At 70.9% G+C, this 26,333-nt stretch carries 29 protein-coding genes and 1 pseudogene; 16 read left to right on the top strand and 14 right to left on the bottom strand.

Translation table 11 applies throughout. The features are described 5' to 3' along the window. Nucleotides 1-21: 21 nt before the first annotated feature. From AB0E91_RS22665 to AB0E91_RS22650, 4 genes are all read right to left on the bottom strand, one after another. The gene (locus AB0E91_RS22665; protein ID WP_361784746.1) at nucleotides 22-783 is read right to left on the bottom strand and encodes an SDR family oxidoreductase; all 762 of its coding nucleotides are present in this window, start codon (nucleotides 781-783) and stop codon (nucleotides 22-24) included. A gap of 52 nt (nucleotides 784-835) precedes the next feature. Next, nucleotides 836-1,597 carry a 3-oxoacyl-ACP reductase FabG gene (gene fabG, locus AB0E91_RS22660; RefSeq protein WP_361784743.1) on the bottom strand — a complete coding sequence of 254 codons (762 nt, stop codon included), beginning with the start codon at nucleotides 1,595-1,597 and terminating at the stop codon, nucleotides 836-838. Nucleotides 1,598-1,741: 144 nt separating this feature from the next. Next, the gene (locus tag AB0E91_RS22655) at nucleotides 1,742-2,191 is read right to left on the bottom strand and encodes a DUF3037 domain-containing protein (protein ID WP_361784740.1); all 450 of its coding nucleotides are present in this window, start codon (nucleotides 2,189-2,191) and stop codon (nucleotides 1,742-1,744) included. After that, nucleotides 2,188-2,952, bottom strand: a complete 765-nt coding sequence (locus AB0E91_RS22650; RefSeq protein ID WP_361784737.1) for a HipA family kinase — start codon at nucleotides 2,950-2,952, stop codon at nucleotides 2,188-2,190. Before AB0E91_RS22650 ends, AB0E91_RS22655 begins: the two co-directional genes overlap by 4 nt. A gap of 189 nt (nucleotides 2,953-3,141) precedes the next feature. On the opposite strand from AB0E91_RS22650, the gene AB0E91_RS22645 reads away from it, so the two are divergent. Together AB0E91_RS22645 and AB0E91_RS22640 are read left to right on the top strand one after the other, a co-directional pair. Beyond that, a complete protein-coding gene (locus AB0E91_RS22645) occupies nucleotides 3,142-3,570 on the top strand; it encodes a Rieske (2Fe-2S) protein (RefSeq protein ID WP_361784734.1) in 429 nt (142 codons plus the stop codon). 116 nt (nucleotides 3,571-3,686) lie between these two features. After that, nucleotides 3,687-4,157: a pyridoxamine 5'-phosphate oxidase family protein gene (locus AB0E91_RS22640; RefSeq protein ID WP_161181652.1), complete on the top strand. Its 471-nt coding sequence runs from the start codon at nucleotides 3,687-3,689 to the stop codon at nucleotides 4,155-4,157. A 68-nt stretch (nucleotides 4,158-4,225) separates the two neighbouring features. On the opposite strand, the gene AB0E91_RS22635 is transcribed toward AB0E91_RS22640, so the two are convergent. Next, the gene (locus AB0E91_RS22635; protein ID WP_361784731.1) at nucleotides 4,226-5,128 is read right to left on the bottom strand and encodes a LysR family transcriptional regulator; all 903 of its coding nucleotides are present in this window, start codon (nucleotides 5,126-5,128) and stop codon (nucleotides 4,226-4,228) included. A gap of 74 nt (nucleotides 5,129-5,202) precedes the next feature. Here AB0E91_RS22635 and AB0E91_RS22630 point away from each other — a divergent pair, with 74 nt between their 5' ends. Then, entirely contained in the window at nucleotides 5,203-6,171 is a 969-nt protein-coding gene (locus AB0E91_RS22630) for a DMT family transporter (RefSeq protein ID WP_361784728.1), read from the top strand. Nucleotides 6,172-6,208: 37 nt separating this feature from the next. On the opposite strand, the gene AB0E91_RS22625 is transcribed toward AB0E91_RS22630, so the two are convergent. Further along, the gene (locus tag AB0E91_RS22625) at nucleotides 6,209-7,537 is read right to left on the bottom strand and encodes an aminotransferase class I/II-fold pyridoxal phosphate-dependent enzyme (protein WP_361784725.1); all 1,329 of its coding nucleotides are present in this window, start codon (nucleotides 7,535-7,537) and stop codon (nucleotides 6,209-6,211) included. A gap of 49 nt (nucleotides 7,538-7,586) precedes the next feature. Between AB0E91_RS22625 and AB0E91_RS22620 the strand changes: the two genes are divergently transcribed. Beyond that, on the top strand, nucleotides 7,587-8,297 hold the full coding sequence (locus AB0E91_RS22620; protein WP_361784722.1) for a pyridoxamine 5'-phosphate oxidase family protein: 711 nt from the start codon (nucleotides 7,587-7,589) through the stop codon (nucleotides 8,295-8,297). Here the strand turns inward: AB0E91_RS22620 and AB0E91_RS22615 are convergent. The 3 genes from AB0E91_RS22615 to AB0E91_RS22605 form a co-directional block, all read right to left on the bottom strand. Further along, nucleotides 8,243-9,226: an EamA family transporter gene (locus AB0E91_RS22615; RefSeq protein WP_361784719.1), complete on the bottom strand. Its 984-nt coding sequence runs from the start codon at nucleotides 9,224-9,226 to the stop codon at nucleotides 8,243-8,245. The two genes, AB0E91_RS22620 and AB0E91_RS22615, sit on opposite strands and share 55 nt — an antisense overlap. 189 nt (nucleotides 9,227-9,415) lie before the next feature. Next, complete coding sequence (locus AB0E91_RS22610) at nucleotides 9,416-10,411, bottom strand: EamA family transporter (protein WP_361784716.1); 996 nt, start codon at nucleotides 10,409-10,411, stop codon at nucleotides 9,416-9,418. A 135-nt stretch (nucleotides 10,412-10,546) separates the two neighbouring features. After that, complete coding sequence (locus tag AB0E91_RS22605; RefSeq protein ID WP_361784713.1) at nucleotides 10,547-11,080, bottom strand: Clp protease N-terminal domain-containing protein; 534 nt, start codon at nucleotides 11,078-11,080, stop codon at nucleotides 10,547-10,549. A 197-nt stretch (nucleotides 11,081-11,277) separates the two neighbouring features. On the opposite strand from AB0E91_RS22605, the gene AB0E91_RS22600 reads away from it, so the two are divergent. Next, nucleotides 11,278-11,475 (top strand): hypothetical protein, encoded by a 198-nt coding sequence (locus AB0E91_RS22600; protein ID WP_361118189.1) that lies wholly within the window; start codon nucleotides 11,278-11,280, stop codon nucleotides 11,473-11,475. A 7-nt stretch (nucleotides 11,476-11,482) separates the two neighbouring features. Here AB0E91_RS22600 and AB0E91_RS22595 read toward each other — a convergent pair whose 3' ends face one another. Then, complete coding sequence (locus AB0E91_RS22595; protein ID WP_361784710.1) at nucleotides 11,483-12,151, bottom strand: PadR family transcriptional regulator; 669 nt, start codon at nucleotides 12,149-12,151, stop codon at nucleotides 11,483-11,485. A gap of 267 nt (nucleotides 12,152-12,418) precedes the next feature. Between AB0E91_RS22595 and AB0E91_RS22590 the strand changes: the two are divergent. The 4 genes and pseudogenes from AB0E91_RS22590 (at nucleotide 12,419) to AB0E91_RS22575 (ending at nucleotide 14,632) form a co-directional block, all read left to right on the top strand. Beyond that, nucleotides 12,419-12,787 (top strand): annotated as a pseudogene (locus tag AB0E91_RS22590) (DinB family protein). Between the two features lie 365 nt (nucleotides 12,788-13,152). Continuing rightward, nucleotides 13,153-13,464, top strand: coding sequence for a hypothetical protein (locus tag AB0E91_RS22585; protein WP_361784707.1), 312 nt, complete (start codon nucleotides 13,153-13,155; stop codon nucleotides 13,462-13,464). Nucleotides 13,465-13,567: 103 nt separating this feature from the next. Beyond that, on the top strand, nucleotides 13,568-13,894 hold the full coding sequence (locus tag AB0E91_RS22580) for a hypothetical protein (protein ID WP_361784704.1): 327 nt from the start codon (nucleotides 13,568-13,570) through the stop codon (nucleotides 13,892-13,894). A gap of 246 nt (nucleotides 13,895-14,140) precedes the next feature. Beyond that, complete coding sequence (locus tag AB0E91_RS22575; RefSeq protein ID WP_361784701.1) at nucleotides 14,141-14,632, top strand: hypothetical protein; 492 nt, start codon at nucleotides 14,141-14,143, stop codon at nucleotides 14,630-14,632. 89 nt (nucleotides 14,633-14,721) lie between these two features. Here AB0E91_RS22575 and AB0E91_RS22570 read toward each other — a convergent pair whose 3' ends face one another. Continuing rightward, nucleotides 14,722-15,216: a hypothetical protein gene (locus AB0E91_RS22570; RefSeq protein WP_361784698.1), complete on the bottom strand. Its 495-nt coding sequence runs from the start codon at nucleotides 15,214-15,216 to the stop codon at nucleotides 14,722-14,724. Between the two features lie 77 nt (nucleotides 15,217-15,293). On the opposite strand from AB0E91_RS22570, the gene AB0E91_RS22565 reads away from it, so the two are divergent. Next, nucleotides 15,294-16,145 carry a class I SAM-dependent methyltransferase gene (locus AB0E91_RS22565; protein ID WP_361784695.1) on the top strand — a complete coding sequence of 284 codons (852 nt, stop codon included), beginning with the start codon at nucleotides 15,294-15,296 and terminating at the stop codon, nucleotides 16,143-16,145. A 67-nt stretch (nucleotides 16,146-16,212) separates the two neighbouring features. Here the strand turns inward: AB0E91_RS22565 and AB0E91_RS22560 are convergent, their stop codons facing one another. Beyond that, nucleotides 16,213-16,470, bottom strand: a complete 258-nt coding sequence (locus AB0E91_RS22560; protein WP_361784692.1) for a hypothetical protein — start codon at nucleotides 16,468-16,470, stop codon at nucleotides 16,213-16,215. A 174-nt stretch (nucleotides 16,471-16,644) separates the two neighbouring features. On the opposite strand from AB0E91_RS22560, the gene AB0E91_RS22555 reads away from it, so the two are divergent. Together AB0E91_RS22555 and AB0E91_RS22550 are read left to right on the top strand one after the other, a co-directional pair. After that, complete coding sequence (locus tag AB0E91_RS22555) at nucleotides 16,645-17,100, top strand: hypothetical protein (protein ID WP_361784689.1); 456 nt, start codon at nucleotides 16,645-16,647, stop codon at nucleotides 17,098-17,100. Between the two features lie 469 nt (nucleotides 17,101-17,569). Beyond that, nucleotides 17,570-18,382 carry a PhzF family phenazine biosynthesis protein gene (locus AB0E91_RS22550; RefSeq protein ID WP_361784686.1) on the top strand — a complete coding sequence of 271 codons (813 nt, stop codon included), beginning with the start codon at nucleotides 17,570-17,572 and terminating at the stop codon, nucleotides 18,380-18,382. A gap of 93 nt (nucleotides 18,383-18,475) precedes the next feature. Here AB0E91_RS22550 and AB0E91_RS22545 read toward each other — a convergent pair whose 3' ends face one another. Continuing rightward, nucleotides 18,476-19,216, bottom strand: a complete 741-nt coding sequence (locus tag AB0E91_RS22545; RefSeq protein ID WP_161183361.1) for a type II CAAX endopeptidase family protein — start codon at nucleotides 19,214-19,216, stop codon at nucleotides 18,476-18,478. Nucleotides 19,217-19,854: 638 nt separating this feature from the next. After that, the gene (locus tag AB0E91_RS22540) at nucleotides 19,855-21,372 is read right to left on the bottom strand and encodes a glutamate--cysteine ligase (protein ID WP_361784683.1); all 1,518 of its coding nucleotides are present in this window, start codon (nucleotides 21,370-21,372) and stop codon (nucleotides 19,855-19,857) included. Between the two features lie 594 nt (nucleotides 21,373-21,966). Here AB0E91_RS22540 and AB0E91_RS22535 point away from each other — a divergent pair. The 4 genes from AB0E91_RS22535 (at nucleotide 21,967) to AB0E91_RS22520 (ending at nucleotide 26,287) form a co-directional block, all read left to right on the top strand. Next, nucleotides 21,967-22,551 carry a hypothetical protein gene (locus AB0E91_RS22535; RefSeq protein WP_361784680.1) on the top strand — a complete coding sequence of 195 codons (585 nt, stop codon included), beginning with the start codon at nucleotides 21,967-21,969 and terminating at the stop codon, nucleotides 22,549-22,551. A gap of 355 nt (nucleotides 22,552-22,906) precedes the next feature. Next, nucleotides 22,907-23,113: a DUF5999 family protein gene (locus tag AB0E91_RS22530; RefSeq protein WP_116152356.1), complete on the top strand. Its 207-nt coding sequence runs from the start codon at nucleotides 22,907-22,909 to the stop codon at nucleotides 23,111-23,113. Nucleotides 23,114-23,389: 276 nt separating this feature from the next. Next, nucleotides 23,390-23,920: a universal stress protein gene (locus AB0E91_RS22525; protein WP_361784677.1), complete on the top strand. Its 531-nt coding sequence runs from the start codon at nucleotides 23,390-23,392 to the stop codon at nucleotides 23,918-23,920. A 414-nt stretch (nucleotides 23,921-24,334) separates the two neighbouring features. Beyond that, nucleotides 24,335-26,287, top strand: coding sequence for an amino acid transporter (locus AB0E91_RS22520; protein WP_361784674.1), 1,953 nt, complete (start codon nucleotides 24,335-24,337; stop codon nucleotides 26,285-26,287). Nucleotides 26,288-26,333: the final 46 nt, after the last annotated feature.

Here is a 26,333-nt window from a genome sequence, read left to right as displayed (position 1 = left end):
GTGAGACCCCCGCGGGGAGGGTCAGCCCACCCCGGCGTTGAGGAAGATGCCGCCGTCCACGACGAGCGTCTGACCGGTGATCCAGTCGGACTGCTCGGAGGTGAGGAAGGCGGTGGCCCCGCCGATGTCGGAGGGCACGCCGAGCCGGCCCAGCGGGTAGGCGGCAGCGGCCTCCGCCTCGCGGCCCTCGTAGAGCGCCTCGGCGAACTTGGTCTTCACCACGGCCGGGGCGATCGCGTTGACCCGCACCTTGGGCGCGAACTCGTGCGCCAGCTGCTGGGTCAGGTTGATCATGGCGGCCTTGCTGATGCCGTAGGCGCCGATGAACGGCGAGGGCGCGAGGCCCGCGACGGAGGCGATGTTGACGATCGCGCCGCCGTGCGCGCGCTGCCAGGCGTGCCAGGTCTTCTGGGCGAAGCCGAGCGCCGAGACGACGTTGGTCTCGAACACCTTGCGGGCGACGTTCAGGTCGACGTCCGCGATGGGGCCGAAGACCGGGTTGGTGCCCGCGTTGTTCACCAGGAAGTCGATGCGGCCGAAGGCCTCCATGGTGCGCTCGACGACCGCGCTCTGGTGGTCGAGGTCGTGCGCCTTGCCCGCGACGCCGATGACGCGCTCGGCGCCGAGCCGCTCAACGGCCTCCTTCAGCGCCTCCTCGTTGCGGCCCGTGATGCACACGCGGTCGCCGCGCGCTATCAGGGCCTCCGCGACGCCGTAGCCGATGCCCCGGCTCGCGCCCGTGACGAGCGCGACCTTGCCGGAGAGCTCCGGGAGTTCAGTCATGTCCGTGATCCTCAGATTCCCGAGTGACTAGGTTCTTCAGCTGCCCGGGCGACTAGTCGAGCGGTCCGCCGGCGACGTACAGCACCTGGCCGGAGACGAACCCGGCGGCCTCGCCGGTGAAGAAGGCGATGGCGTTGGCGATGTCCTCGGGCTCACCGACGCGCTGCACGGGGATCTGGGTGGCGGCGGCCTTCTTGAAGTCGTCGAAGCCCATGCCGACGCGCTCGGCGGTGGCCTTGGTCATCTCGGTGGCGATGAAGCCGGGGGCGACGGCGTTGGCGGTGATGCCGAACTTGCCCAGCTCGATGGCGAGGGTCTTGGTGAAGCCCTGGAGACCCGCCTTGGCGGCCGAGTAGTTGGCCTGGCCGCGGTTGCCCAGCGCGGAGGACGAGGAGAGGTTGACGATCCGGCCGAAGCCCGCGTCCACCATGTGCTTCTGGACGGCCTTGGCCATGAGGAAAGAGCCGCGCAGGTGCACGTTCAGCACGGTGTCCCAGTCGGACGCGCTCATCTTGAACAGCAGGTTGTCGCGCAGCACACCGGCGTTGTTGACGAGGATCGTCGGCGCGCCCAGTTCCTCGGCGACCCGGGCGATGGCGGCCTCGACCTGCGCCTCGTCGGAGACGTCGGCGCCGACCGCGACGGCCTTGCCGCCGGCCGAGGTGATCTTCTCGACGGTGTCCTTGCAGGCGGCCTCGTCCAGGTCGACCACGGCGACGGCGTGACCCTCGGCGGCCAGGCGTACGGCGGTGGCGGCGCCGATCCCTCGTGCCGCACCGGTGACTACCGCGACCCGCTGTTCAGTGGTGGACATTGCTGCTTCTCCTCGCCCTTGAGAGAACCCGAGTGGCCCTGGACAGGACCCGAGTGCGGTGAGCGACCGCTTAGTACCTTCCGCACCCGTGACGCTAGAAGCCCTGGCACCCGGTGTCAACGGGACACCGGGTGGTGTGATCCATTACCTCACCAGCAGGTCGAGCAGCCGTTCGGTCTCGGCCACCGGATCGGTGGTGAGCCCGGTGTGCACCGAGCCCGGCTGTACGACGGCGGAGCGGGGCGCGATCAGCCAGCGGAAGCGCCGCCCGGCGTCGTCGCCCGCGGCCTGAGCTGCCTCTTCGCCGCCCGCGCAGATCCGCTCGACGGCACCGAGCGCGGCCCGGATGCCGGTCACGTCGGCCTCGGGGTCGAGCGCGAGCAGCCGGGCCTCGTCCAGGTGGGTGCGGGCGCCGACGTAGTCGTGGGCGCGGCAGTAGACGACGACCCCCGCGTTGATCCGCTCGCCGCGCTCGACGCGGGGCACGACACGGAGCAGGGCGTACTCGTACACATCGCGGTCGCCGCCCTGGCCCGTGCGGGTGATGTGGCGCTCGACCACATGTCCGGCCATGTGGATGTGGTGCTCGCTCACTTGCTCTCCTGGAGGCCGTTGATGCGCTCGTGGACGGAGACCGCCCGCGCGAGCAGGGGCCGGGCGTAGGCGCGGCGCAGGTCGTCCGGTGTGCCGAAGCCGGGCTCGCCGGTCAGCCACGCGTCGGGGATCTCGGCGGTGACCTCGGCGAGGAGGTCCTCGGTGACCTTCGGGGCCAGCTCGGCGGCAGCGGCGGCGACGTCCGGGGCGAAGCGGGCCAGCGCGTGGTCGGAGGCGTCGTAGGGGCGGGCGGCCGAGGCGTCGGCGGAGGGCCAGTTGTGGTGCCAGATCATGGTGGCGCCGTGGTCGATGAGCCACAACTGCCCTTGGTGCATCAGGAGATTGGGGTTGCGCCAGGAGCGGTCCACGTTGTTGATCAGCGCGTCGAACCAGACGATCCGGCCCGCCTCCTCGGGCGTCACCGGGAAGGCGAGCGGGTCGTAGCCGAGGGCACCGGAGAGGAAGTCCATGCCGAGATTGACGCCCCCGCTGGAGCGCAGCAGCTCCTGCACCTGCCGCTCGGGCTCGGCGAGCCCCAGCACGGGATCGAGGCCGAGCGTCACCAGCCGGGGCACCCGGAAGCCGAGCCGCCGCGCCAGCTCGCCGCACACGACCTCGGCGACGAGTGTCTTGCGGCCCTGCCCCGCGCCGGTGAACTTCATGACGTACGCCCGGAGATCGTCCCCCTCGACGAGCCCCGGCAGTGAGCCGCCCTCACGCAGGGGCGTGATGTACCGGGTGGCCGTGACTTCGGTCAGCATTTGCCCAGGTTATAACGCGGGTTGGCGCCGGATTCCGGTGCACCGCCACGCGACGGGGCCACGCGCGGGCCTTACGCCCTCCTCATACCCGAGCGGTGAGGATCGGGTCACATGCCTGAACGGGTGGTGCTGCCGGACCGTACCCCCGGACAGATCACGTACGACCATCCCGGCGGAAGGGAACACCTCATGACCAGCGCATCGTCCCAGCCCGTAGCGAATCCCGCCCGGCGTACGGTGATGGCGGCGGCCGGTGCCGCCGGCCTCACCGTGGCACTGGCGGCCTGCGGCTCGGACGGCGGTTCGGACACCGTCGGCAGTGGCGCGGCCGGCACCACGCTCGGCAAGACCTCGGACATCCCGGAGGGCGGCGGCAAGATCTTCAAGGACGAGGGCGTGGTGGTCACCCAGCCGTCGGCCGGGACGTACAAGGCGTTCTCCGCCAAGTGCACCCACCAGGGGTGCGCGGTGGGCAGCGTGAGCGACGGGGTGATCGTGTGCCCGTGCCACAACAGCCGTTTCTCGGTGGAGGACGGCAGTGTGAAGCAGGGGCCCGCGACGCAGGGGCTGCCCGCGAAGGAGATCAAGGTGTCCGGCGACACGATCGAGCTGGCCTGATCACGCTCCACCGGGCCGCGTTCCCTTTTCTGGCGACGCGTCAGAGGATCGGCGGCACAGGGGTGTTATCGGCACGGGGGGTGTCTCTTGGACAACTGGGGAGAAGAGGGGGCCGTATGACCGTCACCGAGCAGCGCCGGGGTCGGAAGATCATGATGACTCCGGGCGAGCTGGACGCGTTCCTGACCGTCCAGCGCACCTGCCGGGTCGCGACCGTCTCGGCGGACGGCACCCCGCACGTGAGCGCGCTGTGGTTCGTCTGGGACGGCAGCTCGCTGTGGCTCTATTCCGTGGTGCGCAGCAGGCGTTGGGCCCAGCTGAGCCGTGACCACCGGGTCGCGGTGGTGGTGGACGCGGGCGAGGAGTACGACCAGTTGCGCGGGGCCGAGCTGTCCGGGCGGGTGGAGTTCGTGGGCGAGGTGCCGCGCACGGGCGAGCTGTGTGCCGAACTCGACGCGGTGGAGACGCTGTTCGCGCGCAAGAACTTCGGCCTGGACGAGATGCCGCACGACGGACGGCACGCCTGGGCCCGGCTCACCCCGGAGAAGATCGTCTCCTGGGACTTCCGGAAGCTGGGCAGGGCGTAGGAGTCGGTGCGCAAGTCCCGTACGGAGGGCGGGACTTGCGCCACGTCGTGCCGACGGATCGCGTCGGCTCAGCCGAGCCGCGCGGCCGCCGTCCGCAGCGCCTCGACCGCCGCGCGGATCGAGGGACGGCGGTCGGCGTCCGCCCGCCAGACGACGTACACATGCCTGCGGACCCGCTGCTTGAGCGGGACCAGGACCACTCCCGGCGGCACCGGGTCGCGCCCCAGCAGGGGTGCGATGCACACACCCAACCCTGCGGCGACCAACGCGAGTTGGGTGTGTGTCTCGGCCGCCCGGTGACCGACGAGGGGTTCGACTCCCCTGGACCGCAGGGTGAAGATCAGCCACTCGTGGCAGAACTCGCCCTCGCCCCAGGTGATCCACTCGTCCTCGGCGAACTCGGCGAGGTCCACCTCGTCGCGGCCCGCGAGCCGGTGCCCGGCGGGGATCGCGACCTCCGCCGGGTCGTCCAGCAGGGGCGCCTTGACCAGGCCGTCCGGGACGGGCATCGGCTTGTTGTACCAGTCGAGCACCACCGCGAGGTCGAGATCGCCGCGCACGACTCCGGCGACGCCCCGCTCCGGCTCCAACTCGCTGGAGCGCACCCGCAGATTGGGGTGCAGGGCACGCAGTCCGGCCAGCGTGTCGGGGAACAGCCCCCGGGCGGCGGTGGGGAAGGCCGAGAGGCGCAGTTCGCCGACGACCTGCCCCCGGTGCGCCTCCAGGTCCGACTGGGCCAGCTCGACCCGGGAGAGGATGCGCGCGGCGTGCTCGGAGAGCAGCCGGCCCGCGTCCGTGAGCCGGACACCGCGCCCGTTCTTGGCGAGGAGCCGCTGACCCACCTCCCGCTCCAGCTTGCACAGTTGCTGCGAGACGGCGGAGGTGGTGACGTGCAGCGCGGCGGCTGCGGCGCTGACGGAGCCGTGCCGGGCGAGGGCGTCCAGGGTGCGCAGGCGCTCCAAGTTCAACATGTAAGCGATCCTAAAAGATACCGCGTGATAATTCTCGATTGTGCTACGAAGTTGCGGCCCGCATCTTTGATGCCATGAGCACGGTCTCCCCTTCCCGCACGGCACAGTCCGCCTCCGCGTCCCCGTCCGCATCCACCTCCGCCGCCGCACCGGACGCCACGCCGCGCCCCCGCACCGACTGGCGGCTGCGCTTCGGCGTGCTGTCCCTGATCTGGGGCTTCAGTTTCCTCCTCATCAAGGTCGGCACGTCCTCCTACGCCCCGTTCCAAGTCACCCTCGGCAGACTGGTGTTCGGCACGGCCGTGCTCGCGGCGGCGATGGCCGTCAAGCGCGAGCGGCCGCCGCGCGGGGCCCGCACCTGGGGACACATGGCGGTCGCCGCGTTCTTCCTGAACGCCGCCCCGTTCTCCCTCTTCGCCTACGCCGAGCTGACCGTCCCCTCCACCCTGGCCGGCATCTGCAACGCCACCTCGCCGCTGTGGGGCATGATCCTCTCCCTGGTCGCGCTCTCCGAGGACCGCCCGAGCCGGGTCCGCTTCGCCGGGCTCGGCCTCGGCTTCCTCGGGGTGCTGACCGTCCTCGGCGCCTGGCAGGGCTTCCACGGCATCGACGCCACGGGCACGGCCATGGCCCTGCTCGCCTCGCTGTGCTACCCGATCGGCTGGATCTACGTCCGCCGCACCCTGTCGGGCACGGGCAACTCGCACCTCGCCATGACCGGGACGCAGTTGTTCCTGGCCACTCTCCAACTGACCGTCATCACACCCCTGTTCACTTCGGTCCCGACGCACTTCGCGATCGTCCCGCTGCTCGCGGTGGCCGCGCTGGGCGCCCTCGGCACGGGCGTGGCGGTGCTCATCCAGTACGGGCTCGTCGCCGAAGTCGGGCCCACCACCGCCCAGATGGTGACCTACTTCATCCCGGTCATCGCCACGGCGGCGGGCGTGGCGATCCTCGGCGAGTCGATCGCCTGGACCACTCCGATGGGCGCGGTGATCGTCCTCGCGGGGGCCGCGCTCACCCAGGTCAGGCCGAAGAGCTGACCGCCGGGCCGACCCCGGCGGCAAAGGCGCACCCGTGTCACCCGTACGACCGCGCCGGTGACGGCCGTACCGCCGCCGCCACCGCGTCCGCCAGCGGCTCGATGTCCGCCTCCGCGAGCGGCGAGACGGTGATGCGGACGCCGGGCGGGGTGTCGAGCCGGAAGCGGGCGCCGGGCGCGACCGCCCAGCCGGACTGGAGGAGCCGGGCGACGGCGCCCGTCTCGTCCGGGACCGGCACCCACACGTTCATGCCGCTGCGGCCGTACGCGGTGACCCCGCGCCGTGCGAGCGCGTCGGTCAGCGCCTTGCGGCGCGCGCTGTAGGACCGCGCGACCGAGTCGTCCACCGCGCCGTCGGACCACAGCCGGGCGACCGCGCGCTGGAGCAGCAGGCTCACCCAGCCGGGTCCGAGCCGCTGCCGGCCGCGCACCCGGTCGACGGTGCGGGCGTCCCCGGTGAGGACGGCGACGCGCAGATCGGGGCCGTAGTTCTTGGAGACCGAGCGGATGAACGCCCAGTGGGCGGTGGCGCCCGCGAGTGGATGCGGCGCAAGGTCGACGAAGCCGTGGCCGTGGTCGTCCTCGATCAGCAGCACGTCCGGGTGCTCGCGCAGTACGGCCCGCAGCGCCCGCGCACGCGACGCGGTCACCGAGGCGCCGGTGGGGTTCTGGGCGCGGACGGTGACGATCAGCGCGCGGGCCCCGGCGTCCAGGGCGGCGCGCAGGTCCGCCACGCGCGGCCCCTCGTCGTCCACGCGCACGGGTACGGCGCGCAGCCCGAGCGCCGGGACCAGGTCCAGGACGCTGCCCCAGCCGGGGTCCTCCACCGCGACCGCGTCGCCGGGCCTGAGGTGGGCCGCGAGGACCCGTTCGACGGCGTCGAGGGAGCCGGAGGTGACGGTCAGCGGACCCTCGGGCACGCCGTCGGCGTCGAGTTCGGCGCGGGCGACGCGCGCGAGGCCGGGGTCGACCGGCTCGGTGCCGTAGAGGACGGGGGCGCGGTCCGCGCGGGCGGCCGCGTCGGCGAACGCCGGGCCGAGCGGGGGCAGCAGGGCCGGGTCGGGGTTGCCGGTGGACAGGTCCCGCACCCCGGGCGGCACCTCCACACGCAGCTCGTCGCGCCCGGTCGTGGCGGGCTTGGGCCGCACCCGGCTGCCCCGCCGTCCGGCGGTCTCGATGACTCCGCGCTCGCGCAGGGTGCGATAGGCGGCCGCGACGGTATTGGGATTCACCCCGAGCCGGGACGCCAACTCCCTGAGCGGGGGCAGGACTTGACCCGGTCGCAGCTCTCCACTGCTCACCGCGCGCTCGACACTGCCCGCGATCTCCGCTGCGCCGCGGCCTTCGATCGGATACTCTCCTAGCACAAAGCAGATTATGCACTAGTGCAATAAGAAAGTCCAAGGAGGGGCCGCCATGCAGGGGACCGAGGAGAAGCCCGCCGCCTACACGCCGACCGACCGCACCGTGCCCACCCGGGCCGCCGCGCGCGCGTCGTACGACAAGGAACTGGTGCACGCGATACTCGACGAGGGGTACGTCTGCCACCTCGGCTTCGTCCGCGACGGCGCCCCGGTGGTGCTGCCGACGCTGTACTGCCGGGTCGGCGAGCGGCTGTACGCGCACGGCTCCACGGGTTCGCGCCCGCTGCGGATGACCGCCACGCAGGACCCCGGCCTACCGGTCTGCCTGACCGTCACCCACGTCGACGGCCTGGTCCTGGCCCGCTCCGCCTTCCACCACTCGATCAACTACCGCTCGGTGATGGTCCACGGCATCGCCCACCAGGTCACCGACCCCGAGGAGCGCTCGATGGCCCTCGACGCCCTCGTGGACCAGGTCGTCCCCGGCCGCTCCGCCGACTCCCGCCCCGCCGACAAGAAGGAGCTCGCCGCCACCGCGGTGATCCGCATCGACCTCACGGAGGTCTCGGCCAAGCTCCGCACGGGCGACGCCAACGACGAGCCCGAGGACCTCTCCCTCCCCCACTGGGCAGGCGTGCTCCCCCTCCGCAAGGGCTACGAAGTCCCGGTGCCGAACGGCGACTTGGCACCGGGACTCGAACTCCCCGGCTACCTGGCGGCGTTGACGGAAGACGCCTCGGACCGCGCGACCACCGCGGTCTGACCCGTCACGGCCCTCCTCTCCCCCGCCGCGAGGGCCGCGACCGCGCCGAGCATCAGCAGCGTGCCCGTGACGGTCGCCGTCGTCAGCCGCTCGCCCAGCAGGGCGACGGCGAGGACGGCGGCCGTCACCGGCTCAAGCAGCATGATCACGGAGACGGTGGCGGAGCGTACGGCGGCGGCTCCCGCGAAGTAGAGCGCGTAGGCGAGGGCCGTGGGGACGGAGGCGAGGTAGGCGAGCAGGGCGAGGAGCCGCAGGGGGTGCCCGGTGTGCGGGAACAGCCCCTCGACGAGGGCGAACGGCAGCAGGCACAGGGTGGTGACCGCGAAGGCGCCGACCGTGGTGGCTCCCGCGTCACCCGTTCCGGCACGACCCCACCAGCGGGTCAGCAGGGTCATGGCGCTGTACCCGGCGGCCGAGCCGAGCGCACAGAGGACGCCCGCCGGGCGGACGGTACCGCCCGAGCCGCCGAGGGTGAGCACGGCAAGACCGGCGAGCGCGCCGACGACCGCCAGGAGACCCCCTGCGCCCAGCCGTTCCCCGAGCAGGAACCGGGCGCCGAGCGCGATGAGCACGGGACCGGCGCCGAGGGTCACGACCGTGGCGACGGCGAGTCCGGTGGCGTCCACGGCGGCGAAGTAGGCGGTCTGGAAGACGGCCAGGCCGACGCCGGTGGCCAGCGCCTGCCGGAGCAGGGCGGCGCGGTCACGCGGGGCGGCGGCCGTGGAGCGGCGGCCGCGGCGCAGCAGCCGGCCCGCGACCAGCAGGACGAGTCCCGCCGCGCAGCGCCAGAAGGACAGGGCCAAGGGGCCCATGTCCCCGGTCCGGTAGACCAGAGAGGCGACGGCGCCCGCCGTGCCCCAGGTGGCACCGGTGACGATCAGATAGAGCAGGCCACGCCCGACGGGCAGGCCGGAGACAGCGTTCGACACGAGGTTTCTCCGCAGAAACGCACTGGATCAGTGCGGAAGTTGGAAGGCGTCCGACTCGGACGCGCGGACTTCGTCTGCGGGCAGCACCGTCCCGCCCGGCGCGTGATGCGCGGGCGTGTTCTTCCCGGAGGCCCGCCTCAGACGGCCGGGGGCGGAAGGACGAGTGCGTGTGAATGCATGATCAGCAGCCTAGGCGGCGGTACCCCGCGCGGACAACTCCCTCTCCGCGCCACCGCCTTCCGCGACCGGGGCGGCGAAGCCCTTGGCGGGTGTCGCGGACTGCGCGATGAACGCGCCGACGAGCACGACCGCGCCACCGAACACCTGCGGCGCCGACAGGTGCTCCCCGAGCAGCACCCAGGCGAGCACCGTCGCGATGACCGCCTCCAGACAGGCGACGACCCCGGCGACCTGCGGCGAGAGCCGCCGTACCGAGAGCACGCCGGTGACGTAGGCGAGGACGGTGGCGACGAGGACGATCCAGACGAGCAGCGCGGCGGCGGGCACGGCGCTGCCGTCGAGCCGTACCGTGCCGCCGAGCACCCGCCAGTCCATGCCCCAGGGGCGGGCGACGACCGTGAGGACGGCGGCGCCGACCAGCAGGCCGTACGCGATCACGCCCAGCGGGTCCGGCGCGTCCTCGCCCGCGTCCCCGCCCTGGTCGGACAGGACGAAGTAGCCGACCTGGCAGCAGGCGGCGCCGAGCGCGAACAGCAGGCCGAGCACGTCGAAGCTGAGCCCCGACCAGACCTCCACCACACAGGCGAGGCCGCCCGCCGCGAGGACCACACCGAGCGCGGCCGCCTTGGTGACCGGCCTGCGCTGCACGAACCGCACCCAGCCGAGCACCAGCGCGGGCGCCAGATACTCCAGGAGCAGCGCCACGCCGACCGGTATGCGGGAGAGCGAGGCGAAGTAGCAGGCCTGGACTCCGGCGACGGCGAGGAGTCCGAACCCGGCGAGCAGCGCGGGGCGGCGGAACGGCAGTGCGCGGTGCCGTACGGCCACGGGCAGCATGACCAGCGCGGCACCGGCCACGCGCAGCCAGACGACATGCAGCGGGTCGAGTCCCGCCTCGATCAGCGGCTTGGCCGCCACTCCCGACCCGCCGAACGCCACGGCCGACACCAGGGCAAGCCCCAGCCCGGCACCGCGGCCGCCTTCTCTGCTCCCAGACGCGTGCACGCGCACATGATGACAGGCGACGACATGAGCGTCACCCTTTTTTACTCCTGTCTCAGGGACTGGACGGGAGGGGCTTCCCGGAAGGTCGGGGCAGGAGCTTCTCGGGAGGTCAGGGCAAGGGCTTCTCGGGGGGGGTCAGCAGGGGGGCGAGCCATCGGCCGTACGGCCCGACAACCGGCTCCGCAGCTCACCCGCCGGAATCCCGGCACGCTCCAGCACCTCGACGGCCCGCGACTTCGGATCGGTCACCAGGGCAGCGAGCAGATCGACGCCGTCGGCCGCGCCCCGGCGCGGGGCGGCCCGCACCTCGGCGTCGCGCAGCGCGGCGGCCGCGACCGGCGACCACCGTTCACCGCCGGCGGCGACTTCCGCGCCGGGCACCTCGGCACCGCCCTGCCAGCGCAGCCCGTACCCGATGCTGCGCTGCACGAGGTAGCCGAGCAGCCGTGCGAGCTGGGTCGGGGTGCCGACGGCGGCGCGGGCCTCGGGGTCGGACTCCAGGAGCGAGTGCAGCAGATGGGCGGTGTCGATCTGCCGGTCGCCGTCGCGTACGGCTCTCCGGCGGGCACCGGCGATCACCGACGCGAAGCCGGTGCCGGGTCCGGCGTCGTTCTCGGCACGCGGCACGCCCTCATGAGGCGCGGCCCGGCCGACTGTGCGGGGTTCCACATCAGACACCTCATCAGCCGCCGGGACGGACGGCATCCACGAGGGGAACCATTCTCGCGTCCCACGGTGAGCGGACAACGGGCCGTTCCATCTCATCCTCACGGAGGAGATCCGGCCGATCCCACCTCAGGGGCGCGCGCCGCCTTGCATACGCCCCACGAGGCAACCACTTGCCCCTTTCGTACGTCACACAACAAGTGGAGGACGGATGCCTGTGCTGGCTGGTGGGCCTCCCGGCGGTGGACGGCAAGCAGTACGTGTACCGGGTCTACGCCCCGCACGACGCCCTGCTCGCCGACCTGTTCTGGGATGCCTGGCACTGCCACGACGAGAGCGCCTTCCCGCGCGCGTGGGACTTGTTCGACGCGGCGGTGATACGACGCGTGCGGACGTGAGGGCGACTCAGTCCTCGTCCGCGAGGATGAGATAGAGCCTCTTGCGGGCCTCGTTGATGACGGTGAGCGCCTTGTCGCGCTGCTCCTTGGTGCCGGTCTTCCAGACCTGCCCGAAGGCTTCCATCAGCCCGAAACCGGCCTGCCGGATCTCGCCCAGCGCCTCCCAGTCGACACCACGCGTGGCCTCTTCCCAGGGAGCCTCCGGCCCCTCCTCGGCGGAGGCCCGCCCGGCCTCGGTGAGCGAGAACAGCTTCTTGCCGCCCTCGCTCTCACTGACGATCAGCCCCTCGTCCTCCAGCAGCTGAAGCGTCGGGTAGACGGAACCGGGGCTCGGCTTCCACGCACCCCCGCTGCGCTCCGCGATCTCCTGGATCATCTCGTACCCGTGCATCGGCCGGTCCCTGAGCAGCGCCAGGATCGAGGCCCGCACATCACCCCGCCGAGCCCGCCCCCGACCACCACCACGCCCCATGCCGCCCCACGGCCCCGGGCCGAATCCGGGCCCCCCGAACCCGTGCCGCCCCGGCCCACCGGGTCCACCAGGCCCAAATCCCGGCCCACCGGGCCCGAACGGCCCGAACGCCTCCCGCAGCGCCTCGACTCCCCCGAACGCCCCCCAGCCATGCCGACCGGGCCCGCCAGGACGATGCCCACGCTCGAATCCGTGGCTACGCATCGCGACCACTCCATTCCATCGTCGATCAGTCACGTACCCGTCGCGTTCCTTACGCGACACTTCGACGATATATCGCTACTAGGCTTACGGCAATGCCCTTCGCGGAGAAAGTCGACCTGCGTCAGGGGGTGTTGATCGATTGCCGGCGAAGGCCGATCGATTGACTTCTGCGCCAGTCAGGGACGGCTGGCTGCGGGGTTCGTGACAGTGGAGGATGACCGCAGACGGCGAAGATCACTCCGCTCGACGGGTCTGTAGTGTGCGGCAATGACGAGAAGCGAGCGACTCGCGGAGCAGTTGGACTGGTACTGGCACCGGTGACCACGATTGCCTGGCGGCCGGCGCACATCATCGTCTCGCGCCTGGGCGATCGGGTCGGATGGCACTTCGGCGGCCAGGACATCGACTCCCAGACATTCGCCTACGCGGGGACCGCTGACGAGGCTCTGAAACAGCTCGATGAGATGTACGGGAGATGAAACACGAAGGTCCGCGAACTCTCGGACGCCGACCTGGACAATCCGCCCACGGCAGGTCCCGAGCGGTTTCCCCATGGAGAACAGGGTCCTGCACGTCAACAGGGAGCTGATCCATCACGGCGCCGAGATCTCCCTGCTGCGAGACCTCTACCGCTGACAGGACGGAGCCGTGCCGCGCCGCGGACCGTTGACGAAAAAGGCCAGGTCAAAGGCCGTAAGGGCAGCCTCTTCCGACACGCTGGCAAGTGCCCCGACCACGTCCCCCGCCTGCTGTACGCCAGGTGATCATCTTTAGGTGACACAAACTAGCATCGACGCCCGCGACCGCCTGACCAGGTGGCTCACCAGCGAGGGCAGCGGTGAGTCCCTTCGGCAGAGATGGAACCGCTGCCTCCACGTGCTGGGCGAGGACCCGTTCTCAGCGACCTGTCGGCCTCGCCATCTTGGCAAGACCATCCCCAACTGCCAGTCGAAGCAGCACAGCGACTCAACATCGCACCCCATCAGCTTCCACTGCATGAGATGGTCGTCGCCACGATCGGAAAGGGCGGTGATCTCACTCCCCGCCTGTCAGCGGCGATCGTCATCATGGAAGACATGTCCAACCCGAACCTGACCACCGGCAGTATCTGGCGGCTCCGTGATGGCGGCCAGGAGATTGCCCGGCTGACCGTGACCGGCACCGATATGCCCTGGAGCACGCAAAAGTCGAGACACTTCCTGGCTTTGAAGAGTTCCGTCCCCTCTTCAGTGAGCAAGAGCGGGCTGCCGACGAGGAGGACTGGGAGCGGGCCGACGCCTGCTACGCCCAAATCCGCGATGCGCTCACCATGACGTTTCCCGTCGGCAGCCCTGTCGCCGAGTCCATGCTGCACATCCACGACGACGGCACCGCCGGCTGGCGCTGGCACGACGAGCCCTTTGACGCGGTGAACCTGTGACGACTTGGGTTCGCTGCTTCCGGGACAAGGAAGACGTCTGGTTCTACTTCGAGCTGGACGCCGATGGCTATGTGATCCGGCAAGTCGAGTTGCAGGAGCCCGGAAACAAGGCACTGACCGCTGCCTCGCTGGCCAAGTGGCAAGAAGCCCAAAGAGACGGCCGGTCAGCTGAATACGAGAACGTCTACGGTCCGACCGCGGAACCACCCATCCCCGAGTGGGAAGGGCACGACCCGCAGTCGTTGCCAGCCGATGAGTTCGAGATCGTTTGGTCGACCGCCCGCGATGAGCTTCAGGATCGTCAGCCGCGCCCCTCTTCCTGAGCACGTCCATTACTACGGCTTCCGATCAGGAAACCGCCATCTTCAATGCGAAATCGGCCGTCAAGCGTCTCGCCAACCTGACAAGGTCCTGCTCAGGCGGCAGCGGTCTGCCGCAGCCATGTCGGAGGCCCCGGTTACGGTTTCCGGGTGAGCGGATCAGAAGCGTCAGCCAACGTACCTGTCCACCTCGGCGCGTTGCTCCCTCTCCTGGGTGCCGACGAGGAGGTCGTTTCCTTCTTTGCGGGGGTGGCGGATCTCGATGCGATGGACCCGGCCGACCACTTGTTGGAGGACGGGGTCCGGCTCGCCTCCGGGGCCCGACTGGAGCAGTTCGCGCGGGCGGGTTCAGGGGACGCGTTCTGCTTCGTCGGCGAGGGCGGAGAGGAACGCCCGGTGGTGTACGTCAGCCTCGACGGCGAGGCCGGACCGCTCGCGCTCGGGCTGCCGGAGCTGGTGCGGCTGTGTCTGGTGGCACCGTGGTGGCGGGATGCTCCCGGACGGACGGCCGGCGAACTCCGGGGAGTCATCGACGAGTACCGGGAGGACGTGCCCGACTTCGACCAACGTCGCGACCGCGCGGCCCAGGCCCTCGGAATCGACCCGGCTGGCCTGCCTTCCGAGACGGCTGTCCTGGCCCGGCTCACGGAGCTCTCCCGGGGACCGGTGGCCGAGACCTGTCTCGTGGTGGGATACGAGGGCGAGCCACTCGATCCCCTCTTCGACACCACGCACGAGTGATCAAACTTCCGCGAGATCCCTCAAGGTTCAGTGAGACGGGACAGAAAATCAGGCGCGCACCCGCAGTTGCGCGCGTTCCGCTTCGTCGGTCACAGCGACATCCAGCAGAAGAGCCGATCACCCGCATCCCGAGCCCGCCCGGCAAGCCCGATCAGCGCCTCGGCCAGCGGCCGCATGTCCTCGGCACACGCTCCCCGCAGTTCCTCGGCCCGCACCCACCTGGCGACGACGGCCGGGACCTCGGAGGCGTGCACTCCTGCCAGGGTGTCCCGTGCCAGGGGATGGAGTTCTGACACCCACGGCCCGGTCACCCACGGGTCGTCCTCGCCCTCGGGGCCGTCGGGGCCGGGAGTTGGGGAGGTCGGCCACACGGTTGTCTCCCCCACCAGATCCACTCGCCACTCGGTCTGGTGGACAGCGGCAATCAGCTGCCCCAGAACGACAGCTGGGTCGACGCGCTTGGCTTCGACACCGTCGAACGCGGGGGACTCCGCGTAGAGCGGGGAGCCCCCCGCCGTCCGCTCCAGCACCCGCACCACGGATGCGGCATCCGCCGCGCGGAAGTAGTCCGTCAGAACACCCATCGCTTCGCTCCCCATCTCCGATCCGTCGCCGGGCAGTAGATCAGCCACCACTGACATCGATCCTCTAGCCTGGCGCGATGACTGATGAGCAGGAGCCGGTGCGGCCGTCGGGAGTGTGGGCCACGGCGGTGGGGGTGGCCCGGGTGCGGGCACTGGAGACGGAGCGGGAGAACGCGCTGTTCCGCGACCCACTGGCGCGGGCCTTCGCCACCGCCGGCGGCCTATGGCCCTCCTCGCCGCCGCTGCCCGATGACGAGGCCGCGCGCCGCCGCCGACTGGCCGTGTCGTTCTCCATCGTCATCAGGACGAAGTTCCTCGACGACCTGTTGCAGCAGGCCTCCGCGTCCGGAGTCCGGCAGGTCGTGCTGCTCGGCGCCGGCATGGACAGCCGGGCCTTCCGGATCGACTGGCCAGCGGGCACCCGGCTGTTCGAGGTCGACACCGCCGCGCCACTGGACTTCAAGGCTTCGGTGCTGCGCCAGGAGCGGGCCGTCGCACGCTGCGAGCGGATCACCGTCGCGGTGGATCTGCGTGAGGACTGGCCGGGCGCGCTGACCGCCGCCGGGCACGACCCGGCAGCGCCGACCGTGTGGATCGCCGAGGGACTGCTGATCTATCTGCCCGAGGACGCGGTGGAGTTGCTCTTGGCCCGGATCGGCGCGCAGTCGGCGGCAGGCAGCCGGATGGGGCTGACACTGGGCTCGCGCGGCGTGATCGAGCGCTTCGGCGCGGATGCCGAGCCGGGCTCGGCGGCGTCCATGTGGCTCTCGGAGATGCCCGACGACCCGGTGGGCTGGCTGGCCGGGCACGGCTGGGAGGCGAGCAGCCACACCCTGCGCGAGCGCGCCGCCGCCTACGGCCGCCCGATCAGCACCCCGCCGCAGCGCGAGGAGCTGCCCGGCGGACTGATCTCGGCGGTCCGCCGGTAGAACGCCTCCCGGCGGTCAAACCGGTACCGGGCGGCGACCGGGCGGCACGTCGGCTTCAAGTCGGGCCCTACATCCAGTTCGCCCACCCAAAGGTGAAGAGATAGGCCCGTTTCCTCGCGTCCAGACCTCGAACGCCCCGCATCGACATGACCGCCAGGGCAACGAGGAAGAGAACGGCAAAAGCTCCAGCCACGAGGGCCCCGGTGACCGGTCCCACGAGCAAGCCCACGATCATGCTCGCGACGATGACGATCCCGAGACCACAGTGCGCGGCAGGCAGATCTGCCCTGATCGCCTCGCGCAGCGCCTTGCGTTCCGCCCGCATCCCAGAGTCATACCGCTCCCGCGCCGCTTCCGGATCAGCGGCGGAACCCTCAGACCACCGTTCCATCGTCGCCCCGCTCAATCCGAACGGAGCCTAGCGCGGAGGGGTCCCAGGCTCGTTCCGTCTCGACGAACCGAGTCCACCGCGCCCCACTCCATCCGTGGGCCGGTAGATGTGTCCTACCACGAGTACCACCAGGCACGTCTTGCCGACGGAAGCGCCCTGCCCCACATCGTCGCGGGCCTCGATCTCGACGCCGTGGGCGTCGCCACGGGAGGAGGGCTGGGGCGTGCTCGACACCCGGGCCCCTGCTGGCAACGGCTGCGCTGGGCCGAGCTTGCCCAGCGGATCGGCGACGCCGAGATCCTCTACAACCACTCCGAGGAAGATTTCAGCCCGTCCAACCTCTGGGCTGATGATCACTCCTGGGTCCTGTGCACGGACTACGACCTGTGGGCCACCAAGGTCGCCGGACCCCCGGCCCTCATCGACGCGTTGCTGAACGACTGCGAAGACGATCAAGTCGCCCAGATACATCACCGCACCCGAAATGGTGCACCGTCATCCGTACGAGCCGGTGCATGTTCGCGTGCAGGCCGACAGGCCGTCAATCGCCATCGGTCCGTGTGACCCGGTCGCGGCACTCTGCCCGCCGCCGGAACGCTCACCCCTTGGGCCGCGACGACCGGACAGCACTTCGACTGACCGACCACAAGGTCACTCGGAGTACTCCGCCTCACCGTCGTCATCCGCCGAGGGACGAAGTCGCCGACGTGCCGCTTCCAGACGCTCCGCGTAGTCCGCCGCAAAGACTCCGGGGAGGGCCTTGTCCAGGGTTCCCGCGAGCCGGTGGTGAGCTTGATGGTGATCTGCTCGCTGTCCACAGCCCCGACCATAGTGCGCGCCATGCTGTCGGCATGAGCGCGTCACGCGAGCTGCGGACAGGCACACGGGTCGCACCCGCCCGAAACCCGGCTCGCCCCTCCACACGACAGGGCGGAGCCGAGCCGTACGCCGAGACCATCACCCTGCGCGCCCGATCCACCCCGCCCCAACTGGCCTTGGACGCCCGGTCGTCCGGCCCTCTAGGGTCTGCGCCATGCGCATTCGAATCGTGGACGCCTTCACCGATCTGCCCTTCACCGGTAACCCCGCCGGAGTGGTCCTCCTGGACGACGTCTTCCCCGACGACGACTGGCTGCAGAACGTCGCCGCCGAGGTGAATCACCCCGAGACCGCGTTCGCGCACCGGCTGCCGGAGGGCGGTGAGGCGGACTGGGCGCTGCGGTGGCTCACTCCGCGTACCGAGGTCGCGATGTGCGGGCACGCCACGCTGGCGACGGCCCATGTCCTGTACACCACCGGCGCGTTCGAGGGACCGGTGCGGTTCGCGACCCGGAGCGGGGTGCTCACGGCCACCCCCGGCGAGGACGGCTGGATCACCCTGGACTTCCCGACCGCCCCGCTCACCGAAGTGGCCGCACCGGAGGGCCTCGCGCGGGCACTCGGCGCGGACCCGGTCGCGGTGTACGACACCGGCGCCGAAGTGGGCGATCTGCTGGTCGAGTTGGCGGACGAGAAGGCCGTACTGGAGCTGGCTCCGGACCTCAAGGAACTGACCGAGCACTCCTCGCGCGGCGTGATCGTCACCGCCCGCGCCGAAAACCCCACCCTCGGCTGCGACTTCGTCTCCCGCTGCTTCTTCCCGAACGTCGGCATCGACGAGGACAACGTCACCGGCAGCGCCCACACCGCCCTCGCCCCCTACTGGGCCCCCCGCCTCGGCCGCGACGACCTCACCGGCCTCCAGGCATCCCGCCGCACGGGCTACGTCCGCACCCGCCTGCGCGGCGACCGCACCCTGCTCATCGGCCGCGCGGTGACGGTCATCGACGGCGAACTGCACGCGTGAACTGAGGGGTTGACCCCGGGCACACCCTGCCGGGCGGCAGGCGGCATCGGCCCGGTCCGCCGCCGCCTGCGCGACCTCAAGAGGACGAGATCCTCAAGCCGTCGGCAACCAACCCACCTTGCCCGCGAGCAGCGCGTAACCGACGAAGGCGCCGATGTCGAGCAGCGAGTGCGCGACGACCAGGGGCCCGACCCGGCCCCAACGGCGGTAGAGCCAGACGAAGACCACGCCCATGACCATGTTGCCGATGAAGCCGCCGATGCCCTGGTAGAGGTGGTACGAGCCGCGCAGCACCGCGCTGGCGACCAGGGCCGTGCCCGGTGTCCAGCCCAACTGGCCGAGCCTGCGCAGCAGGTAGCCGACGACGATCACCTCTTCGAGGACCGCGTTCTGCACGGCGGACAGCACCAGGACCGGGAACTTCCACCACACGTCGGGCAACGCCTCGGGCACCACGGTGAGGTTGAAGCCGAGACTCCGCGCGGCGAGGTAGAAGGCGATGCCGGTGCTGCCGATCACGGCCGCGACCGCCGCGCCCCGCGCCAGGTCGGACCACGGCCGGCTGCGGTCGAAGCCGATGACGCGCAGGCTCTTGCCCTCGCGCTGCAACAGGTGCGCCACGAGCAGCACGGGCACCAGCGCGGACGCGATGCCGAACAGCTGCCAGGCGAGGTCGAGCCAGGGACGGCCGGGCGCGGCCGAGGCGTTGAGGGTGGCCGCCTGGTCCTTGAGACCGCCCGGCTTGGTGACCGAGCCGATGAAGCTGATGAGCGCGGACACCCCGCTCGCCCCGAGCGAGAGCGCCAGAACGAGCAGGGTCTCGTCCCGCAGCATCCGCCGCGGATTCCGCTCCCGGGGAAGGGACTCGGCCACCGGTTCAGCCTCCACCTGCGCTCGACCTCAGACGGCCCACCGGCCCCCTGCGCACCTAATGTCCCGCAAGGATCGCAGAAGCGTGCAAGCGTGCCGTGCACCGGGTCGCACACGGCTCACCGCCCCATGACACCGACTCCGCCACCCCATGAACCGTGCGCGGACGGTGTTCGCCGACCAGATCGCCCCGGAGCGTCCGCGCGGCCGGTCTTCACGGGCCGCATGGCCTCCCTCAAGGGGTACCGGCGCGGCCGGCCCGATCGGTCCCGGCAGCCCGGCGCCACCGCCATGGGCAACCCCACCGATCCCGGCAGCCCGGCGCCACCGCCATGGGCAGCCCCACCGGTCCCGTCACCCCGGAAGCACAGGCTGACCGGCCCGCCCGACCCGTCGCCCCGGAACACCGACGCGGTCGGAGTCCACGGCCGCCCAAGACCCCGGAAGCACCGCCGTAGCCGAACGCCCCCAGCCGCGTCACCCCGAGGCACGGCGTCGCCAACCCCACCGGTCCGTCAGGGCCGACCACGCCCGTCATCTCAACACCCGGCACGGCTCAAAGCACCCGGCACGGCCACCCCCGCCACCCCGCAAAGCGCCCCTCACCCCAGCGCCACCGCCGAAGGCACCCCCACCGGCCACGTATGCACCGGCTCCCCCGCGTGCATCAGCTCGCCGTACCGACGTGTCGTGGCCGCCAGTGCCGCTTCCCGGTCCATCCCCCGTTCCAGGGCCCGGTGGAAGGTGGCCGCCTGCCAGGACGCTCCGTTGACGCGGCGGCGGCAGCGTTCCTCGATCACGCCGAGGTAGAAGTCGCGGTCGGCGGGCTCAATGCCCCAGGCGTCGAGGCCGGAGGAGGCCATCGGGAGGAGTTCCTCGCGGACGAGGGTGACCGCGTCGATCTCACCGACGCCGCCGTAGCGGCCACGCCGGGGCCAGACGAAGCGGGCGTCGATGCCGTACCGGCAGGCCGCGTCGAAGTTGGCCTCGGCGGCCGTGAAGGGCAGCCGGGTCCACACCGGGCGCGATTCCTCGGCGAGGGCGCGCACCAGCCCGTAGTAGAAGGCCGCGTTGGCGATCACGTCGGTGATGGTGGGCCCGGCGGGCAGTACCCGGTTCTCCACGCGCAGGTGCGGGACGCCGTCCGCGATGTCGTAGACGGGCCGGTTCCAGCGGTACACCGTGCCGTTGTGCAGGACGAGTTCGGCGAGCCGGGGGACGCCGCCCGCGTCGAGGACCTCCAGCGGGTCCTCGTCGTCGCAGATCGGCAGCAGGGCCGGGAAGTAGCGCAGGTTCTCCTCGAACAGCTCGTACGCGGAGGACACCCACCGCTCGCCGAACCAGGTACGCGGCCGCACCCCCTGCGCCTGGAGTTCGGGCGGACGCGTGTCGGTGGCCTGGAGGAACAGCGGCGGCCGGGACTCGCGCCACAGCTCGTGCCCGAACAGGAAGGGCGAGTTGGCCCCGACCGCGATCTGGGCGGCGCTCGCGACCTGCGCCGCGTTCCACACGTCCGCGAACCGGCCTGGCGTGACCTGGAGATGCAGTTGTACGGAGGTGCACGCGGCCTCGGGGACGATGGACCGGGAGGTGCACCGCAGGTGCTCGACCCCGTCGATGTCGAGCCGGAAGTCCTCACCGCGCGCGGCCACGATCTGGTCGTTGAGGAGGGCGTACCGGTCCACCTCGGAGAGGTTCGAGGAGACCAGGTCGTCACGGCCGAGCGTGGGCAGGATGCCGATCATCAGGATTCCGGCGTCGACCTCGCCGGCCTTGCGGTCGGCGTAGGCGAGGGACGTGCGCAGTTCCTCTGCCAGCCCGTCGAAAACGCGGCCGCCCAGCCGGTGCGGTGCTATGTTCACCTCCAGATTGAACATGGCGAGTTCGGTCTGGAAATCCCGGCTGGCGATCCGCTCCAGAACCTGACCGTTCAACATTCTGGGCAGGCCGTCGGCGCCGGCGAGATTCAATTCGATCTCGAGCCCCATGAGGTTCTTGGGCCGGTCGAAACGCTTCTCTGCCAGCAGCCGCTCCAGTCCCGCCAGGCACTTCTGGAGCTTTTCGCGGTAGCGCCCGCGATCGGACAGGTCGAACGACCCTGCCACGACCTTCTCCCCCATGCAAATATCCCTCCTCGGACGGGCGGCCCGAGGGTCCGGCCGCCGGGTTCACCGGTCCGGGCTCCCCGGATCAGGTGGGATGATGCCCAGCGGAAGCGATCCATAACGCCGCATCCGGCCTCGCCGCCCGTTATTCTGTCGTGGTGTCCTGCGGCACATTCACCGGGCATACCGCAGCACGCATCTTCGGGTGCCCAGATCGTCTCGTGAAAAACGCCGACGACATTCGGCCGACCGCGCGACACGCGGAGCACGAGGTCAGCGGCGCGGGCCGCCCCGGAAATCGGGAGGAATACCGCAGATTCCCGGCCGGATATCCGCTTGTTCCGATCACCGGAATCCGATAGCCGAAACACCACCTGAACACGTGTCGTATAAACTTCGCGGAGAAGGCCGAAGGTTGGCGCCCCGGTAGCGGTTTCCGACGCGTTCCCACCGTGTTCCCGCCGTCAGGTGACGGACGACGGGCCTCAGCCACACCCGCGTCCACCGCTCCGGGCCCCCATCTCCCAGGCCGCCCACCTGTGAGCAGACAGCGCCGTCCGCCCTACCCTCCTCGCGCCGCCGCGCCTGTCGAACGAGAGGCGACCCACCATGCCGCTGCACGTTCCCCCTGCCCCCGCGCCCGCACTGCGCACCGTCCTCACGGCCCTCGGTTCCCCCACCGCGGTACGTGAGGCCCGCACCCCCTCCCTGCGCGCAGCCCAGGGACCTGTCACCGCCGAACTCCCGCTCGCCGTACACGTGTTGGACCACGCCACCGACCCGGGTCCGGCCGCGACCCGGCTGGCCGGCTGGCGCTTCCTCATCCGCTCCGGCGACCGCGCCGTGGCCGCCGCGGACACCATGCTCACCCCCGACGGCTGGGCCTTCTCGCGCTTCTTCGAGGGCCCCTACCTCCCCTCCACCGAGCGCGCGCTCCAGCAGGCGGAGATCCTGCAACATCCGTACCAGCCACGCCTGTTGTCCGTACCCGGGCTCTACATGCTCACCCTGTGGCTGCACGGCGACATCACGGCCGACCCGGCCGAGGGCCTCCCGGCCGCCGACGACCTGCTGATCCCGCTCGCCCCGGCGCCGCCCGGCATCTCCGCCCACCGGCCGCACCGCGTCTCGGAGTTGCTGCCCGTCCTCACCCTCCGGGCGAACCGCGTCCCGCTGCTCGGCTCCCCCGCCTGACCGGGACGACACCGAGCACGACACCAGCACCGGAATTGAACCGCCGTACCCCGCTTCCGCGCGCCGGAAGCGGGGTACGAGTGTCCGCGGGCCGACGCCACGACCCGCATGGAGTCCCCGGATCATCCCGGACCGCCCATGTGGACCATGCGGACTAGCCCCTTCCGGTGACTGCGAACCACCCAAAATGACAGTGCAGTTGGATTGAACCGTCCGCGTGGGTGACACGTCATCAACCTGTGAGAAGCGGTGCCGCGAAATCCCTGCGGAACGACCTCCGTAGGGCAACACTGGGTTCCGACCGACTCATTACGGGGGGACGGACATGACCACGACAGAGCGAGAGATCCCATCCATGTGCCAGCACCAGCCGCCGTGCCCGCCAGCCGAGTCCGCCGACCGCGAGTCCGCCCGCCTCGTGGCGCACCACCCGGAGCAGGGATGGAGTCTGCTGTGCAACGGCGTCCTGCTGTTCGAGGACACCGGTGAGCTGCTGCCCGACGGCCGGGTGATCGCGCCGCACCGCCCGCTCGGCGCGGACCACGTGATGACCGCCGCCTGAGCGGCACACCGAGCACGACCCGGGAGCCCGGCAGGGCACCCGGCGACCCGAGGGGCCGGACGCACACACCGAAGTGCGCACCGGCCCCGACGCGTGTCCGGGGCCGGAAGACGCGCGTCGGGGGCCGGAATGCGCCCCGGCGGCCGGGCGTACCGGACTCCCCCGTCAGGGACCTGCCAGAAACACCCCCGCCGACTGGTCGGATCGCCCCGGTGGGCGTGGGATGGAAGGAGAGCCCCGCCCGCGGGGAGAGCCGTCACGAGGAACGGTGCTGTGATGCCGGGTTACGACGCCTCCGTCACCACTCGGGTGGTGGCCGGCGTGAGCGGGTCCCTGGGCAGTGTGGCGGCCCTGCGCCAGGCCACCGCGCTGGCCCGCCGACTGGGCGCGGAGCTGTGGCCCGCACTCGCCTGGGAGCCGCCCGGCGGAGAACCGGTCGCGCGCCGCCCGCTCGTCCACGACCCGCTCCTCGACGAGTGGCAGCGGCTGGCCGAACAGCGCCTGGTCTCGGTACTGGAAGAGGTCTTCGGGCAGGCCGGTCCCGGCTTCCCGCTGCATCCCGTGATCATCCGGGGCTCACCGGGCCGCGCCCTGGTGACCGTGGCGGACCGCGAGAGCGACCTGCTCGTCGTCGGCGCCGGGCGCCGCAAGCTGCGCCACCCCTTCTCCGGCCGGGTCTCCCGCCACTGCCTCGCCCACGCCCACTGTCCGGTCCTCGCCGTACCGCCCTCACCGCTGGAGTCCCAGCTGGTGGCCGTCCACCGGCGCAACGCCTGGCATCTGCGCATCGACACCCGCGAGCTGTGACGCCACACCGGCACACCCCCGCCGGGACCGCCGTACCTCTCCCTCCGTACGGCGCCCACGCCACACCCCCTCCGTACGCCCCTCACCGGCTGCGGACCCGCTCTGCCCAGGGCAGCATGGAAATGTCGTACGAGACACATGGACAACCTGGCTTGAGAGATAACGCTCGGTGTCCGCCCCGGGAGCGCGGACCAGCCCTCCTCCGACCCCTATCCGCAGTGCCCCGCCAGGCTCCGGGCCTCCACTTTTGCTGCTTCGCCACCACCGGTCGAGCCATTCTTAACGCAAGATTGACGCCCTCGGCTCCGGCAGGGCATGGGCCCTGGCGTCACTCTCCGCTTACGCTGGTGCCGCCGTCCGCGTGATGGCCGCAGAGAGCCGCAGAGAGCTGAGCCGCACACCAGGAGCACGCCGATGGCCACGACCGAGCACCCTCCCAGTCGCCTGCGCGCCTGGATGCTTGAGGGGCTGTCCGACATGGGCAGGAGCGGCGGCCTGACCGGACCCCACGCCGAGCCGGAACCCCCGCACAAGGGGCAGCGCTGGTGGCGGGTGATGTGCCTGACCGGTGTCGACTACTTCTCCACCCTCGGCTACCAGCCGGGCATCGCGGCCCTGGCCGCCGGACTCCTCTCGCCCATCGCGACCGTGGTCCTCGTCATCGTCACCCTGGCGGGCGCGCTCCCGGTGTACCGGCGGGTGGCGCAGGAGAGCCCGCACGGCGAGGGCTCGATCGCGATGCTGGAGCGGCTGCTCTCGTTCTGGCAGGGCAAGCTGTTCGTGCTGACCCTCCTCGGCTTCGCGGCCACGGACTTCCTGATCACCATCACCCTGTCCGCCGCCGACGCCTCCACCCACCTGGTGGAGAACCCGCATCTGACGAGCCTGCTCCAGGGCCATCAGATGCTGATCACACTGTTGCTGGTCGCGCTGCTCGGCGCGGTGTTCCTCAAGGGCTTCCTTGAGGCGATCGGCGTCGCCGTCGCCCTGGTCGGCATCTATCTCGGGCTGAACGTGGTCGTGGTGATCTCGGGCCTGTGGCACGTCCTGACCGCCGAACACGTGGTGACCGACTGGACCACCGCGCTGACCGCGCAGCACGGCAACGTCTTCGTGATGATCGGCGTCGCCCTGATCGTCTTCCCGAAGCTCGCCCTCGGTCTGTCCGGCTTCGAGACCGGGGTCGCCGTGATGCCGCACGTCCGCGGCGACGAGGGCGACACCGAGGAACGGCCGACCGGCCGCATCCGGGACACCAGGAAGCTGCTCACCACGGCCGCCGTGATCATGAGCTGCTTCCTCATCACCACCAGCTTCATCACCACGCTCCTGATCCCGGCGCAGGAGTTCAAGCCGGGCGGCAAGGCGAACGGCCGCGCCCTCGCCTACCTCGCGCACGAGTACCTGGGCAACATCTTCGGCACGGTGTACGACGTCTCGACCATCGCGATCCTGTGGTTCGCGGGCGCCTCCGCCATGGCCGGGCTGCTCAATCTGATGCCGCGCTATCTGCCCCGCTACGGCATGGCACCGCACTGGGCGCGCGCCGTCCGCCCGATGGTCATCGTCTTCATCCTGATCGCCTTCCTGGTCACCTGGCTCTTCGACGCCAACGTGGACAAGCAGGGCGGCGCGTACGCGACCGGTGTGCTGGTGCTGATCAGCTCGGCCGCCATCGCGGTGACCATCGCCGCGCACAAGGCGAAGCAGCGCGGCTGGACCATCACGTTCGCGGTCATCTCGGTGGTGTTCCTGTACACGACCGTCGTGAACGTCATCGAGCGCCCGGACGGTGTGAAGATCGGCGCCTGCTTCATCGCGGGCATCATGCTCGTCTCGCTGCTGTCCCGCCTGGCCCGCGCCTTCGAGCTGCGCGTGACCAGCGTGACGATGGACCCGATGGCGGAACGTTTCATCAGGGACATGGCCAGCCGGAAGATCCGGTTCATCGCGAACGAGCCCGACCAGCGCGACAAGGCCGAGTACCGCGACAAGATCGAGCAGATCCGGGCCGACAACGACATGCCCGAGCAGGAGGACTTCGTCTTCGTCGAGGTCAAGGTGTCCGACCCCTCCGAGTTCGAGTCCTGTCTCACCGTGCACGGCGAGGTCCTGCACAACCGCTACCGGGTGCTGACCGTCGAATCCGCCTCGATCCCCAACGGCCTGGCCGCGCTGCTCCTCCATGTGCGCGACATGACCGGCCGTATCCCGCACATCTTCTTCGAGTGGACGGAGGGCAACCCGTTCGCCAACTTCCTGCGCTTCTTCCTCTTCGGACAGGGCGAGGTCGCCCCCGTCACCCGCGAGGTCCTGCGCGAGGCGGAGCCGAACCGGGCCCGCCGCCCACGTGTCCACACGGGCTGAGGCCACACGGCCGGGTGGAACAGCCCGCCCGGGAGGCCCCTCGTAC

Origin of the sequence: Streptomyces sp. NPDC026659, from assembly GCF_040638245.1 — a bacterium.
Lineage (GTDB): Bacteria > Actinomycetota > Actinomycetes > Streptomycetales > Streptomycetaceae > Streptomyces.
The sequence above is the reverse complement of the archived record's forward strand: the minus strand, read 5'-3'. Positions and strand labels throughout refer to the sequence as shown.